The sequence below is a fragment of the Amaricoccus sp. W119 genome, assembly GCF_047275745.1.
GTDB lineage: Bacteria > Pseudomonadota > Alphaproteobacteria > Rhodobacterales > Rhodobacteraceae > Amaricoccus.
In genome coordinates this window covers 113,823-126,908 of record NZ_JBKQWU010000002.1, presented here as the reverse complement: position 1 = coordinate 126,908, position 13,086 = coordinate 113,823, and the positions used below count along the sequence as shown (strand labels likewise).

The window sequence follows — 13,086 nt, the reverse complement described above, 5'->3', positions numbered from 1 at the left end:
GGTCAGGCGCAGCTTGTTTCGGCCGGAAGCGCATGCGCGGCCGGGTCGTCGTCCAGCCGCCGCGACCAGTGAACGTCTTCCATCTCGAAATCGCGGTAGAGATGCGGGAAGAGCGCACCGTCCCGCGAGGCCTCCCAGCGCAGCCAGGCGCCGCCCCGGCTCGCCAGCATCGCGGCGAGAACGAGCCCGGTTTCGCCCGCGAAATGCCGCCGGATCGTCTCGGACAATTGCTCGGCGGTCGAGAAATGAACGAAGCCATCGGCCAGATCCACAGGAGAGCCCGGGGTGCTGCCGTTCTCGACCAGATCCGCCCATTCGGGCGCGCGGAAGACCTTGAAGATCTGCATGGCGTCCTCAGCTTGGCGGCGCTCCGGCGCGCGGTCAACATCAATCACGTTCCTGTCCCTCGCCGTGTCATGCGCGTTCTACCCCCGCGGGGTCATGGCCCGATTCTACCCCTGCGGGGTCATGGCCTGACGCGCGCGGGCGCGTGCCAGGCCGAGCTGGCGTTCGCGCCAGATGATGAAGAGACCCGCCGCGACGATCAGCGTCGCGCCCACGATCGTGGTGCGGGTCGGGATCTCGGAGAAGACGAAATAGCCGATCAGGATCGCGAGCAGCATCGAGGTGTACTCGAATGGCGCGATCAGGCTCGCCTCGGCGTAGCGGTAGCTCTCGGTCAGCAGGATCTGCCCGACGCCGCCGATCAGCCCCGCCGCGATGAGCAGCACCGTCTGGCCCGGCGTGGGCAGGACCCAGCCGAAGGGCAGGGTCAGGAGGCCGACACAGGCGCCGGTGACGGAGAAATAGAACACGATCGCCGCCGTTTCCTCCGACCGCACGAGCTTGCGCACATAGACCTGCGCCAGCGCCGCGAAGGTCGCCCCGCCGAGCGCCAGCACCGCGCCGAGCGTCTCCGCCGATGTGGCGCCTTCGACGCCGAGCGTCATGCGCGGCGAGAGCACGATCAGCACGCCCGCGAGGCCGACGAGCACGGCGAGCAGGCGAAAGACGCGGACCCGCTCGCGGAGGAACATCGCCGCGAAGATGACGAGAAGCAGCGGCGTCGCATAGCCGAGCGCGGTCGCCTCCGGAAGCGGCAGGAGGCCGAGCGCGGCGAAGATCAGGATCATGGAGGTCGTCCCCGCGATCCCCCGCCAGGCATGGCCGAGCGGATGCGCCGTCGCGAGCCCGCGCCGCAACTCGCCGCGCGCCGTGAGCCAGACGAGGATCACCGGGATCGCGAAGAGCGACCGGAAGAACACCGCCTGTCCCGCCGGTACGACGGAGGCCGTCGCCTTGATGATCGCCGCCATGATGACGAAACAGGTGACGGATGCGATCTTGCAGGCGATGCCGCGCAGCGGGCCGGTCATGCGGCGCCTTTCTCGGAGCGTGGGAGCGGAGAGGGGGGCGGGCGGGCGCCCCGCGAGAATGTCAGGCGAGGTGGCCTTCCGCTCTGGCCCAGGCCTCGGTCGCGTCGAGCGCGGCCTCGACGGGGGCGAAGAGTTCGTCGATCTCTTCCTCGGTGATGATCATCGGCGGGCAGAAGGCGATCGTATCGACCATCGCGCGCACGATCACGCCGCGCTCAAGCAGTTCCTGCGCCAGCCGGAGGCCGACCCTGCCCGGGGTCTCGAACCCTTTCGGCGACTTCTCCGGTGCGAGTTCGAGCGCGCCGACCAGCCCCGTATGCCGGGCCTCGCCGACGAGCGGGTGCTGGGCGAGCCGGTCGAGATGCGCGGCGAATTTCGGGGCCAGCGCGCGGACCCGGCCCGGCGCGTCGATCCGGTGATAGATCTCCAGCGTCTTGATCCCGACCGCGCAGCCGACCGGATGGCCGCCGTAGGTATAACCATGCCCGAAGGTGCCGATCTGGCCCGTATGCTTCTCGATCACATCGGCCATGTCCTGATTGATCCCGACAGCGGAGAGCGGCAGGTAGGAACCGGTCAGCTGCTTCGCCATGGAATAGGACGTCGCCTCATAGCCGAAGGTCTGCGCGCCGAACCACTGGCCGGTGCGCCCGAAGCCGCAGATCACCTCGTCCGAGATCATCAGGATGTCGTATTTCCGCGCGACCTCCGCCATCGCCGGGAAATAGCCTTCGGGCGGCACGATCACCCCGCCCGCGCCCATGATCGGCTCGGCGATGAAGGCCGCGACGGTATCGGGCCCCTCGGCGAGGATCATCTCCTCGAAATCGCGGGCGAGGCGGGCGGTGAATTCGGCCTCGCTCTCGCCGGGCTCCGCGCCCTTCCAGAAATGCGGGGTCGTCGTATGCTTGATGCGATCAACCGGCAGGTCGAAATCGAGGTGGTTGTAGGGCAGTCCGGTCAGCGAGGCGGAGACGATGGTCGTTCCGTGATAGGCCTTCACCCGGCTGATGATCTTCTTCTTCTCTCGCCGGCCGAGCGCGTTGTTGTAGTACCAGGCCATCTTGATCTGGGTCTCGTTCGCCTCGGACCCGCTCGACTGGTAGAAGACGCGGGCGATCCGTCCGGGGGCGAGCTCCTTCAGCTTCTCGGCGAGTTCGATCGCCTTCTCGTGGCTCTTGCCGGTGAAGAGGTGGTAGTAGGGGAGCTTCGCCATCTGCTCCCGCGCGGTCTCGATCAGTTCCTCGTTGTTGAAGCCGAGGCCGGCGCACCAGAGGCCCGAGAGCCCTTCGATGTAGCCCTTGCCGTTCTCGTCATAGACGCGGATCCCCTCGCCCCGGTCGATCATCTGCACGCCGTTCGCGCGCAGCGCGACGGCGTTGGCATACGGATGCAGGAGCGCATCGGCGTCGCGCATCTGGGAATTGGACAGCGGATGGTTCATGGGCCCGCGCTCGATGGTAGTGGGAGGGACGGGCCGACCCTAGGCCGCGCGGCAAGGGAAGGCAACCGGGGCCCGTCCCGTGCGCCCGCGCCGTTTCGTCGCCAAGGCGGCGCGCCTCTGGAGCGGGCTCGGACCGCGGCTTCGATGTGGCGCGGCGATCAGGGGGCTGGCTCAGATCCCTCCGAGGCGGCGGGCGGCGCGTAGGGTTTGACCGTTTCGAGCACGCCGCCTTGCTCGCGCCAGCCGTCGGTGCCGGCGGGATACCAGAACACCCGCGCATAGCCGTTCTCGACCGCGCGCTTCGCGCCATTCCAGGACATCCAGCAGTCCCGCTGACAGAAGAAGACCAGCGGCGCGTCCACGCGTCCCTCGCTGATCCGGCCGAGAGCGTCGAGGAAGTAGCGCTCCGTCTCCGGGTCGAGCGCGGCATAGCCGGTGTTGGCGAGCCAGACGGCTCCGGGGATCGTCTCATGCGGCGGATCGCGCCAGAGCGTGCCGGCGGGCAGGTTGGCCGGTCTGACCGCGGTCGGGAGCATGTCGACGAAGGGCACCCCGGCGCGCCAGAGCGCATGGGCGGCCGCGTCGCCGACAACCTCCGCGCCCTTCAGGGTCGCGGGCACCGGCGAGCGGTAGGGTTCACCGTGATACCCTTCGGGCTCCGGCGCGGGAGCCGCTTCCGGCCGCGCCGCCGGAGGCCCGGGCGGTCGCGAAGGCGGCGGGGCGGCGGTTCCGACGCCGGTTCGGGGCTCGGGTGGGGCGCTCGTCACGGGCGCGGGAGCTGGGAGGGGCGTCGCGGCGGGGGGCGAGGTCTCTGGCGGCGTTGGCGTTTCCAGTGCCTGTCCCTCTGGCGGACGGGGTGCCTCGACCGGTGGCTCCACGGGCTGCTCGACCGGTGCTCCTGATGTCATTTCCGCTGGCGTCTCCGACGCAGCGCCCGCCGGTGCCTCGGCGGGTGACGGCGCGGTGTCCTCCGCCCCGGCGGCCCGCGCGCTTCCCGCGGCTAGGAAGGGAAGCGACGGCGGAGCAACGAGCGCCAGCGCGAGCAGAGGCACCATGGCCGCGAGGACGCCCAGGCCGGGCAATCCCGCTGGCCGGGCCGGTGTCACTGCGCGGCCTCGGGCTTCTCAGCCGTGCCCATGTCGTTGAGGAGCGGCACGCCCGCCTCGCGCAGGATCGCGTCGATCTCGGGCTGCACCTTGCGCAGCGTCGAATTCAGCTCGCGCTTCCAGACGTCCTCGCCGTTCCGAACCCCCATGCTCACGCGATAGAAGAGCCGCGGCACACCGGCCGGCTTCGGCTCGTCGATCAGGACCGCGAGCCTCAGCGGCGCCTCCGACTGCTTGACGAGCGGTCCCGCGACCGGCCCCCACATCACGGCGATGTCGAGTTCGCCTGCGTCGATCGCCCGCAGCATGTCCTCGCTCGGGCTTTCGACGCGCCGGTCGACCTGCAGGTTGTAGCCGCGCACCGTCCCGAGCAGCCCGTAATGCGCGAGATAGCTCGCCGGTGGCGTACCCGCGATGACGCCGATCCTTCGCCCCTTCAGCCTCGGGTCGGCGAGGGTGGTCACATCGGCGAGGTCGCTGTCCTCGCGCGTCACCAGCGTGTAGCCCGAGGTGTAATAGGCGTTCGTCGTCATCACCATGTCCTCGCCCTGGGCGAAACCGATGATGACGTCGCAGTTGTAGCTCATGAGCGTGCGGCGCACGAAGCCCATCGCCATCGGCGACCAGAAGTACTGGAGCGGGCGGTCGAGCGTCGTCGCCATGAGTTCGGCGATCCGGTTCTCGAAGCCAGATCCGTCCTCGACGCTTTCGGGCACGTTGGCGGGATCGGCGCAGACCCGGAAGGCCTCGCGCGACACGAGATCCGTGGGCTGGGCCGCGAGCGGCCCGGCGACCAGCACCGCCGCCACGAGGCCCGCCGCCAGACCCGCCACCGGACCCGCCGCGGCGCTAGCCCATGCAGGCATCTTCTTGCTCGGCATAGGCTTCGGGCTTCTCGGCGCGCTTGGCCGGGCGGCCGCGGGCGATGGTTTCCGTGCCCATGGCCTTGAGATAGATGTAGATGTCATCGAGATAGCACATCACGTTGCGGTTCTCGCCGAAGGCCGGCATCACGAGGTTGCCCGACTGCTTCCCGCCCGCGACGATTCCCATGAAGTCGTAATAGTCGATCCGCAGCGCCGATTTCGCGAGCGGAGGCGCATAGGTCGAACCCTGTCCATCCGGCCCGTGGCAGACGAAGCACTCGGCGTTGTAGCGCCGGAAGCCAGAGAACGTGTACCAGTCGACGGTTCCGTCCTCTTCCACCTTGAAGGTTGGGACATCCTCGGCCGTGAACCATTTGCCGTCGGTTTCGTAGTCGGGCGTCACATTGGCCGCCTGCTGCTCCGGCGTCAGCGCCGCGGTCTGCGCGACGGCCATCGTGGCGATGCCGAGCGCGGCGGCTGTTGTCACGGTTGTGACGGCGAGGAGTGATTTGGCGCGGATCATCATGGTCCTCCCAAGACCCAGCTACATGATTTCGACTTCGACAGGGTCTCCGCCCTTTGCAGTGAATTCGAGGCCGGGCCAGCAACGGGGGCGAAACACGAGGTGTCCCGCCCCCTGGTGGTCAAAGGCCTCGAGACCCGGACGCCCCGCTACTCCCCAAGCGCGGCCGCGTCCGAACCCCGGTTCCGGAAATCAGTCCGGAAGCGCGAAGACGGTCAGCTGCCCGCCGAGCGCGGTGTAGTCGCTGAGCGCCGAGTAGCCGCCGACGGCGCCGAGGCCCTCGTTCGGATTGGTGAGGCCCGCCGCGAGGCCGATGCCGGCCCAGCCGCCGATGCCCGAGAGGACCCCGACATACTGCTTGCCGGCGTGCTCATAGGTGAAGACGTTGCCGATGATGCCCGACGGGGTCTTGAACTTGTAGAGTTCCTCGCCCGTCTCGGAGTCGATCGCCTTCAGATAGCCTTCGAGCGTGCCGTAGAAGACCACGTCGCCCGCGGTCGCGAGCGCGCCCGACCAGACCGAGAACTGCTCGGGCAGCGACCATTTGATCTCGCCCGCCGCCGCGTCCCAGGCGATGAAGTTGCCCATGCCGCCGTGGCTGTCCGGCGCGGGGAACATCGAGAGGGTCGCGCCGACATAGGGCTGGCCGGCGGTGTAGCTCACGCGGAACGGCTCGTAGTCCATGCAGACGTGATTGGTCGGCACGTAGAAGAGGCCGGTCTTCGGCGAGTAGGAGGCCGGCTGCTGGTCCTTGGTGCCGAGGGCGGCCGGGCAGACGCCGGTCGTGTTCACGTCCTCGCCATTGGCCTCGGTCGAGTATTCCTCGACCACGGCCGGGCGGCCGTAGGTTTCCGAATTCGGGTCCATGTCGACGCCGGTTGTCCAGTTGACCGTCGGGTCGTATTTCTCCGCGACGAGAAGCTCGCCGGTCTCGCGGTTCATCGTGTAGGCGAGGCCGTTGCGGTCGAAGTGGACCAGCGTCTTCACCTGCTGGCCTTCGATCTCGATGTCGGCGAGGATCATCTCGTTGACGCCGTCGAAGTCCCATTCGTCGTGGGGCGTCATCTGGTAGACCCATTTCGCCACGCCGGTGTCGGCGTCGCGCGCGAAGATCGTCATCGACCACTTGTTGTCACCCGGCCGCTGCGACGGGTTCCAGGTGGAGGGGTTGCCCGAGCCGTAATAGATGAGGTTCAGGTCGGGGTCGTAGGAGAACCAGCCCCAGGTGGTGCCGCCGCCGATCTGCCACTGGTCGCCTTCCCAGGTCTTGAGCGAGCTGTCCGCGCCGACGGGCTTGCCAAGCTCCGTGGTGGTCTCCGGGTCGAACAGGATCTGGTCGTCCGGGCCGACGGAATAGGCGCGCCAGGCCTGCGAGCCGTCGGCGATGTTGTAGGCCGTCACATGGCCCTGCACGCCGAATTCGCCGCCCGAGATCGATACGAGCAGCTTGTCCTTGAACGGCATCGTGGTCGCGGTCGCCGTCTCGCCCTTCGCCGGATCGCCGTTCTTGACGCTCCACTTGACCTCGCCGGTCGCGGCGTCGAGTGCCACGACCGTGGTGTCGGCCTGCGACAGGAAGACCATGCCGTCCGCGAAGGAGAGTCCGCGGTTGACGGTGTCGCAGCACATCACGCCGATGACGTTCGGGTCCTGCTGCGGCTCGTACTTCCAGATGATCTTGCCGTCCTGCTTGAGATCGAGCGCGTAGACGATGTTCGGGAACGGCGTGTGGACATACATGATGTCGCCGATCACGAGCGGCGAGCCCTCATGGCCGCGCAGCACGCCGGTCGAGAAGGTCCAGGCGACCTGCAGGTCTCCCACGTTCGCCTTGGTGATCTGTTCGAGCGTGGAATAGCGCTGGTTCGCGTAGTCGCCCGTCTGGATCGCCCAGTTCTTGGCGTCGCTGATCGCCTGCTGGGTGCTTTCGTTGGCGGAAGCGCCCCAGCTGCCCGAAAGCAGTAACGCGGCCGCCGCCGGCAATGCATATCTGATCATCTAACCCTCCCACTGGGCTGTTTTAATCTGTCACTGGCAGATTGAACCGAGCCGCCAACCGACACCGAAGACGGCGCGGCCGGCACGAACTCCTCCACCTGAAAGACGCCTTCCCTCCCTGAGGAGGATATTTATCACGCTTCTTTTGAGGGCATTAAAAGGGCGGGCCGTTGAGCCGGTCAACAACAAAGCCGTTCTGATTGGCATAAAGTAGTACCCCATCCACAAGGGCGCGGTCGTCCTTCGCGCACGCGGCTCGGTACCGTGCAAGTATCTGATATCAGAAAATTTTTCTGGAGGCGCCGAGCGGAGCGGCCGCGGGAGTGATCACCGGGCGCTGTCCGGGCCGGTACCGGCTTCGCAGGCCTGTCCGCGGCGCGACGAACCCGGGCGCGGCGGCCCGAAGTCCGCGGGAGAATTGCCCGCCCGAGGGGAGGCATGCGCGTCTGGGCCCGCCGAACCGGATCGGTCCGCCGGGCCCGATGTCGGGGGCATTCTCTCAGTAGAGGACGACGCCCCGGATCGACTCGCCGTGGTGCATCAGGTCGAAGCCCTTGTTGATGTCCTCGAGCGGCATCGTGTGGGTGATCATCGGGTCGATCTGGATCTTGCCGTCCATGTACCAGTCGACGATCTTCGGCACGTCGGTGCGGCCGCGCGCGCCGCCGAAAGCGGTGCCGAGCCACTGCCGGCCGGTCACGAGCTGGAACGGACGCGTCGCGATCTCCGCCCCGGCCGGCGCCACGCCGATCACCACCGACTTGCCCCAGCCCCGGTGCGAGCATTCGAGCGCCTGGCGCATGACCTTCACATTGCCGGTGCAGTCGAAGGTGTAATCTGCGCCACCGATCTGGTCCGCGCCCCGCTTCGTGAGGTTGACGATATAGGGGACGATATCCTCGCCGATCTCGGTCGGGTTGATGAAGTGGGTCATCCCGAACTTCTCGCCCCATTCCTTGCGGTCGTTGTTGAGATCGACGCCGATGATCATGTCGGCGCCCGCGAGCCGCAGTCCCTGCAGCACGTTGAGCCCGATCCCGCCGAGACCGAAGACCACGGCCGTCGAGCCGATCTCGACCTTGGCGGTGTTGATGACCGCGCCCACGCCGGTCGTGACACCGCAGCCGATGTAGCAGATCTTGTCGAAGGGCGCGTCCTCGCGAACCTTCGCCACCGCGATCTCGGGCAGGACCGTGTAGTTCGAGAAGGTCGAACAGCCCATGTAGTGGTGGATCGGATCGCCGTCGAGCGTGGTGAAGCGCGAGGTGCCGTCGGGCATCAGCCCCTGGCCCTGGGTCGCGCGGATCGACGTGCAGAGATTGGTCTTCCGGCTGAGGCAGGACGGGCAGGACCGGCATTCCGGCGTGTAGAGCGGAATGACATGATCGCCCTTCTTCACGCTCGTGACCCCGGGGCCGACCTCGACGACGACGCCCGCGCCCTCGTGGCCGAGGATTGCCGGGAACAGGCCTTCGGGGTCGGCGCCGGAGCGGGTGAACTCGTCGGTGTGGCAGATGCCGGTGGCCTTGACCTCGATCAGGACCTCGCCTTCCTTCGGCCCTTCGAGGTTGACCTCAGTCACCTCAAGCGGCTTGCCCGCCTCGAATGCTACGGCCGCGCGTGTTTTCATGGCTTCCTCCGATTGGCCTTCCGGTCGGCCGGTGCGCGCGGACTTGGCCGCGTCTCTGGCCGATTGCTGGCGACTTACAACCCAAAGCCGCCGGAGCCGATTAGACTTTGGTGCTGGTCCCCCGTCCAGCCCCGATCGCCATCAGGCCTCGCGACCGGCGCCCGCGGAGGGGATGCGCGGGTCAGGCATCGCGTTCCCGCGTCTCGCCGTCGGCGCATTTCCAGGAGGCGATGGCGAAGGCCGGATGGGTGTCGGCCCAGACCGCGAGTTCCGGTTGGGCGCGGCGCGCGCAGGCGGCGGGAGTCCCGCCGACAAAGCCCAGGACCCGCTGCTGGCAGGTGCCTGGCTCGACCTTGAGGCAGGCGATGAAGATGAGTTCGATCATGGCTCGACTCCTCGACCGCCGGGCGTCCGGCGCGACCGCGACGGATCGGCGCACCCCCGACCTTGGCGTCGGTTTCCGGCGGAATCCCAAGGTCAGTCTTGACCCCCGCGACGGTTTCAACAAGTCAATAAGGTACGCGCGGCGCATCGATGGAGGACCCCGCATGACTGCGAAACCCGCTCGTGCACCGCGGGCCGCGCTGGCCCTCGTCCTGGCGGCCGGCCTGCTCCCGCCGCTCGCCGGCCCCGTCCGCGCGGCGGATCAGAGCGATCCCGACTGGCCCTGCGTCCAGCGCAAGGTGCCCAATCTGTCGGCTGGCCAGATGTGGGCCGGCCCGCCCGCCGAGGGAGACTGGGAGGACGATCCGGAGATCGCGCGGCTCGCCGGGGTGATGGCCGCGCGGCGCACCAGCCTCGACGAGGTCAGGGCGCTCGCGACCGACTACGCATCCGGGCTCGACGCTTCGGAGCGCCCGGCGCGGATGGCGCTGCTCTTCTCCGGCGTGCTCGACCGGATCGACACGGAGCGCCGCCAGATCATGAGCGGGATCAGCCGCTACGCCCACAGCCAGGTCGCGCTCTCCGACGCGGTGAAGGAGAAGGAGGCCGCGCTCGCGGAATTGCGCGCGGCCCCGGAGCCCGATCTCGACAAGGTCGAGGAAGCGCAGGACAACCTGAACTGGGATATCCGCGTCTTTCGCGAGCGGTCGCAGTCGCTGACCTATGTCTGCGAGACGCCGGTGCTTCTGGAGCAGCGCGCCTTCGCGATCGCGCGGATTCTCGCGGAATTCACCTGAGGCGCGCTCCGCGTGGCGCGATTCAGAGCGGCGGGGCCGCGTCCGGGTCGTTCCGCTCGGCGAGGCTGTCGGCCATCTCGCGGCAGCGCCATTTCGTCACCCGGTAATCGGGCCGCTGTCCCACCCAGGCGGCCAGCATCGGCTGCGCGTGATACATGCAGAGCGCGGCCGACTGGCCGGGCATGAACTTGATGACCTTCTGGCGGCAATCGTGCGGCGCCGACATCAGGCAGACAATGAATGCGAGTTCGATCATATTCGTCCCCATGACCTGAATCACAGCCGTGCTCATCACGGCTGTTTCCGCCAACGGGCTCCCCTCCCGGGGGAAGTCTGTGGTTTTCTGTTTCGAGCGCGGGACCAATACCGTGCTCGAAGTCCATTTTACGCGATCAGGCCGCGTCCACGAAGCCGGTTTTCGCGGGCTCGTTCATTCCCATTCGAGCTCGCGATAGATCGCCGTCGCATTGCGGGCATTGAACGCGTCGAAGAGCAGCCAGTCGCCGCGCAAGTCCTTGCCCAGCCTGGGCGCCGCCGCGCCCAAACTCTCCCCTGAGGCGAGGGATTCGCGCGTCTCCTCCACCAGTGCGGAAAAGTAGCCGCGGGTCGCATCGGCGCCTTCCGGCCAGGGTAGCGCGGCCGCGCCGTGTCCCGGAACGATTCGCGCGGCGGGCTGGCCGGAGAGATCGCCGAGCAGGTCGAGCCAGCCCAGGACCGAGCCGTCCATCGACGGCGTCTGGCGGTCGAAGACGAGATCGCCCATGAACCAGGTGTCGGTCGCGAGATCCCGGACCGTCAGGTCGTTGTCGGTATGCGCGGTCGGCCAGGCTTCCAGGCGCAGCACGCGCCCGCCAAGGTCGAGGTCGCGCGTCTCCGCGACGGTCTCCTCGGGCGGAACGATCGCCGCGGCGCGGGCGATCAGCGGCCCCATCGTCCGCTCCGCCGCCTCGGTGTAGCTCTCGGCGCGGTTCGCGAGCGCGTTTGGCAGGCGCGCGTGGCCGATCACCTGCGCGCCCGCCTCCCGGAAGAACTCGGTGCCGAACGTATGGTCGGGGTGCATGTGCGTCAGCACGAGCCAGCGGATCGGCAGCTCCGTCCGGGCCCGGATCGCGGCGTGGAGCCCTTCGGCCACCTGGCGCGAGCCTCCGGCGTCGATCACCGCCACCGCTTCCTCGCCGATCACGAAACCGATGTTGGCCTCGTCGCCGGCGTTCTCGGGACTGGCGAGTTCCTGCCGGCCTTCGTGCACGAAGACGCCCGGCGCGACTTCGGTGACCGGGAGCGCGGACAGGCCGGCGGGATCGCAGGACGAATCCCGGAGCGTGAGGCCGGGCCGGGCCGCGACCCAGTCGAGCGCGCGCTGCTCGACACAGGGGCCGGGGAGCAGGTGGCGGGCGCAGGCGTCCGGACGGTCCGCCAGGCAGATTTCCATCAGGAGCTCGATCATGCTGTCCTTCCCGCCCGGCACCGCCCGGAGACGAAGCCGGGCACGAATCCCGGGATGAATCCAGCGACGAATGTCGCGCTACGAAACCGATCGTTTCGGGTGTATGCTGCGGACCGCTTCGTGGGAGGAAGCCCGTCATGTCCGGATTCGTCTCTGCGCGCCTCGCCGCGCCCTTCATGCGCGCCGCCGCGATACTCGCCCTCGCCCTGCCTCTGCTCGCCCTGCCCGGCGGCCAGGGCGTTCGCGCGCAGACGGCCGAGGCGGCCGGTGATATGGCACGCGACACGTCCATGCGGCCGAGCGAGGCCTGGGACGAGATCCGCGGCGATGTCGTGGGCGAAGGCGAGCTTCTCGACGGCGCAGGGCTCTTCGCCCTCGAAGCGCCATTCCGGGCCGAGGACGCGGCGACGGTCCCGGTGCGGCTGGTCCAGAAGGAAGGCACCGCGCGGATCGCCAAGCTGACGCTCGTCATAGACGAGAACCCGGCGCCGGTCGCCGCGGTCTTCACCTTCGGTCCGGCGATGGCGCCGCTCGACCTCGAAACCCGCGTCCGCGTCAATGCCTATTCCAACATCCGTGCGATCGCGGAGACCGAGGACGGGGCGCTTCACATGGTGGGCGCCTACGTCCGCGCCTCGGGCGGCTGCTCGGCGCCGGCGTCGAAGGACGCGGAGGCCGCGCTCGCGGCGCTCGGGCAGATGAAGGCGCGCTGGTACGAGCAGGAGCCGGCGGCGTCGGGCACGCGGCGGACGGCGCAGGTGATGCTCCGCCACCCGAACTATTCGGGGCTGCAGCGCGACCAGATCACCCATCTCTTCGTGCCGGCCTGGTTCATCGATACGGTCGAGGTGCGGCGGGGAGAGGAGATGCTGTTCCGCATGGAGGGCGGCATCTCGATCAGCGAGGACCCGACCTTCCGCTTCCGCTATGTCGACAGCGGCGTGGGCGAGGCGCTCAGCGTCGAGGCGCATGACACGGACGGCGGAAGTTTCGAGGGCAGTTTCCCGCTCGGAAGCTGACGCCCGAGGAGCCGACGCCCGGGGAGCCAACACCCGGAGATCGGACGCACAGCGGTCCGGCCCCCGGGGCGTCGCCTCCCGGGAGGCGGATCGGCTGCGCTCAGAAACAGCGGACATCGCCCTCGGCCTGCGCGCGCCGCAGGTCGCGCACGAGGTCGTTCGCCATCGGCGCGGTCCGCATCATGCCGACCCGCTCACCCGAGACCTGCCGCATGGCCAGCACCGTCTCCGCTTCGACATAGCGCTCATAGGGCAGGATCGAGGCGACCACGTCGACGGAGCAGGAACACCGGCGCAGCGTCTCGCGTGTCTGTCCGTTGGCTGCCATGCAGGTGAAGACGTAATCGGCCCGCGCCTCGGTCGGGTAGTCGTTGACGAGGCCCGCGCCGCTGTCCGCCGGACGCGCGCCCTGTGCGAGACTGGGCGCTGGCGCGGAAATTCCAATGACGGAGACGCCTATTGCCAGCGCGGCGAGGATCGCGATCTTTCCGTGCAT

14 protein-coding genes are annotated in these 13,086 nt (G+C 68.4%); 2 read left to right on the top strand and 12 right to left on the bottom strand.

The features are described from left to right. Nucleotides 1-2: 2 nt before the first annotated feature. The 9 genes from ACLJK8_RS02350 to ACLJK8_RS02310 form a co-directional block, all read right to left on the bottom strand. A complete protein-coding gene (locus tag ACLJK8_RS02350) occupies nucleotides 3-347 on the bottom strand; it encodes a DUF952 domain-containing protein (RefSeq protein ID WP_413148397.1) in 345 nt (114 codons plus the stop codon). A 105-nt stretch (nucleotides 348-452) separates the two neighbouring features. Then, the gene (locus tag ACLJK8_RS02345) at nucleotides 453-1,376 is read right to left on the bottom strand and encodes a DMT family transporter (protein WP_413148396.1); all 924 of its coding nucleotides are present in this window, start codon (nucleotides 1,374-1,376) and stop codon (nucleotides 453-455) included. 61 nt (nucleotides 1,377-1,437) lie between these two features. Next, a complete protein-coding gene (locus ACLJK8_RS02340) occupies nucleotides 1,438-2,820 on the bottom strand; it encodes an aminotransferase (protein ID WP_413148395.1) in 1,383 nt (460 codons plus the stop codon). A gap of 158 nt (nucleotides 2,821-2,978) precedes the next feature. Further along, entirely contained in the window at nucleotides 2,979-3,728 is a 750-nt protein-coding gene (locus ACLJK8_RS02335) for a hypothetical protein (RefSeq protein ID WP_413148394.1), read from the bottom strand. A gap of 194 nt (nucleotides 3,729-3,922) precedes the next feature. Continuing rightward, nucleotides 3,923-4,792: a substrate-binding domain-containing protein gene (locus ACLJK8_RS02330; protein ID WP_413148393.1), complete on the bottom strand. Its 870-nt coding sequence runs from the start codon at nucleotides 4,790-4,792 to the stop codon at nucleotides 3,923-3,925. After that, nucleotides 4,776-5,318 carry a c-type cytochrome, methanol metabolism-related gene (locus ACLJK8_RS02325; protein ID WP_413148392.1) on the bottom strand — a complete coding sequence of 181 codons (543 nt, stop codon included), beginning with the start codon at nucleotides 5,316-5,318 and terminating at the stop codon, nucleotides 4,776-4,778. The genes ACLJK8_RS02330 and ACLJK8_RS02325 overlap by 17 nt, the downstream gene beginning before the upstream one ends. Nucleotides 5,319-5,507: 189 nt before the next feature. Then, entirely contained in the window at nucleotides 5,508-7,313 is a 1,806-nt protein-coding gene (locus tag ACLJK8_RS02320; RefSeq protein WP_413148391.1) for a methanol/ethanol family PQQ-dependent dehydrogenase, read from the bottom strand. A 499-nt stretch (nucleotides 7,314-7,812) separates the two neighbouring features. Continuing rightward, nucleotides 7,813-8,943 carry an S-(hydroxymethyl)glutathione dehydrogenase/class III alcohol dehydrogenase gene (locus ACLJK8_RS02315; protein WP_413148390.1) on the bottom strand — a complete coding sequence of 377 codons (1,131 nt, stop codon included), beginning with the start codon at nucleotides 8,941-8,943 and terminating at the stop codon, nucleotides 7,813-7,815. A gap of 181 nt (nucleotides 8,944-9,124) precedes the next feature. Beyond that, on the bottom strand, nucleotides 9,125-9,328 hold the full coding sequence (locus ACLJK8_RS02310) for a hypothetical protein (RefSeq protein WP_413148389.1): 204 nt from the start codon (nucleotides 9,326-9,328) through the stop codon (nucleotides 9,125-9,127). Between the two features lie 163 nt (nucleotides 9,329-9,491). Here ACLJK8_RS02310 and ACLJK8_RS02305 point away from each other — a divergent pair, with 163 nt between their 5' ends. Next, a complete protein-coding gene (locus ACLJK8_RS02305; RefSeq protein ID WP_413148388.1) occupies nucleotides 9,492-10,124 on the top strand; it encodes a hypothetical protein in 633 nt (210 codons plus the stop codon). 22 nt (nucleotides 10,125-10,146) lie between these two features. Here the strand turns inward: ACLJK8_RS02305 and ACLJK8_RS02300 are convergent, their stop codons facing one another. Then, complete coding sequence (locus ACLJK8_RS02300) at nucleotides 10,147-10,416, bottom strand: hypothetical protein (protein WP_413148387.1); 270 nt, start codon at nucleotides 10,414-10,416, stop codon at nucleotides 10,147-10,149. Nucleotides 10,417-10,554: 138 nt separating this feature from the next. Next, nucleotides 10,555-11,571: a quinoprotein relay system zinc metallohydrolase 2 gene (locus ACLJK8_RS02295; RefSeq protein WP_413148386.1), complete on the bottom strand. Its 1,017-nt coding sequence runs from the start codon at nucleotides 11,569-11,571 to the stop codon at nucleotides 10,555-10,557. A gap of 137 nt (nucleotides 11,572-11,708) precedes the next feature. Here ACLJK8_RS02295 and ACLJK8_RS02290 point away from each other — a divergent pair, with 137 nt between their 5' ends. Continuing rightward, nucleotides 11,709-12,590 carry a quinoprotein dehydrogenase-associated SoxYZ-like carrier gene (locus ACLJK8_RS02290; RefSeq protein WP_413148385.1) on the top strand — a complete coding sequence of 294 codons (882 nt, stop codon included), beginning with the start codon at nucleotides 11,709-11,711 and terminating at the stop codon, nucleotides 12,588-12,590. A gap of 100 nt (nucleotides 12,591-12,690) precedes the next feature. On the opposite strand, the gene ACLJK8_RS02285 is transcribed toward ACLJK8_RS02290, so the two are convergent. Beyond that, on the bottom strand, nucleotides 12,691-13,086 hold the full coding sequence (locus ACLJK8_RS02285; protein WP_413148384.1) for a hypothetical protein: 396 nt from the start codon (nucleotides 13,084-13,086) through the stop codon (nucleotides 12,691-12,693).

Coding starts and splice junctions, on each gene's coding strand:
- ACLJK8_RS02350 (WP_413148397.1), bottom strand. CDS start 347: ATGCAGATCTTCAAGGTCTTCCGCGCGCCCGAATGGGCGGATCTGGTC.
- ACLJK8_RS02345 (WP_413148396.1), bottom strand. CDS start 1,376: ATGACCGGCCCGCTGCGCGGCATCGCCTGCAAGATCGCATCCGTCACC.
- ACLJK8_RS02340 (WP_413148395.1), bottom strand. CDS start 2,820: ATGAACCATCCGCTGTCCAATTCCCAGATGCGCGACGCCGATGCGCTC.
- ACLJK8_RS02335 (WP_413148394.1), bottom strand. CDS start 3,728: ATGACATCAGGAGCACCGGTCGAGCAGCCCGTGGAGCCACCGGTCGAG.
- ACLJK8_RS02330 (WP_413148393.1), bottom strand. CDS start 4,792: ATGCCTGCATGGGCTAGCGCCGCGGCGGGTCCGGTGGCGGGTCTGGCG.
- ACLJK8_RS02325 (WP_413148392.1), bottom strand. CDS start 5,318: ATGATGATCCGCGCCAAATCACTCCTCGCCGTCACAACCGTGACAACA.
- ACLJK8_RS02320 (WP_413148391.1), bottom strand. CDS start 7,313: ATGATCAGATATGCATTGCCGGCGGCGGCCGCGTTACTGCTTTCGGGC.
- ACLJK8_RS02315 (WP_413148390.1), bottom strand. CDS start 8,943: ATGAAAACACGCGCGGCCGTAGCATTCGAGGCGGGCAAGCCGCTTGAG.
- ACLJK8_RS02310 (WP_413148389.1), bottom strand. CDS start 9,328: ATGATCGAACTCATCTTCATCGCCTGCCTCAAGGTCGAGCCAGGCACC.
- ACLJK8_RS02305 (WP_413148388.1), top strand. CDS start 9,492: ATGACTGCGAAACCCGCTCGTGCACCGCGGGCCGCGCTGGCCCTCGTC.
- ACLJK8_RS02300 (WP_413148387.1), bottom strand. CDS start 10,416: ATGAGCACGGCTGTGATTCAGGTCATGGGGACGAATATGATCGAACTC.
- ACLJK8_RS02295 (WP_413148386.1), bottom strand. CDS start 11,571: ATGATCGAGCTCCTGATGGAAATCTGCCTGGCGGACCGTCCGGACGCC.
- ACLJK8_RS02290 (WP_413148385.1), top strand. CDS start 11,709: ATGTCCGGATTCGTCTCTGCGCGCCTCGCCGCGCCCTTCATGCGCGCC.
- ACLJK8_RS02285 (WP_413148384.1), bottom strand. CDS start 13,086: ATGCACGGAAAGATCGCGATCCTCGCCGCGCTGGCAATAGGCGTCTCC.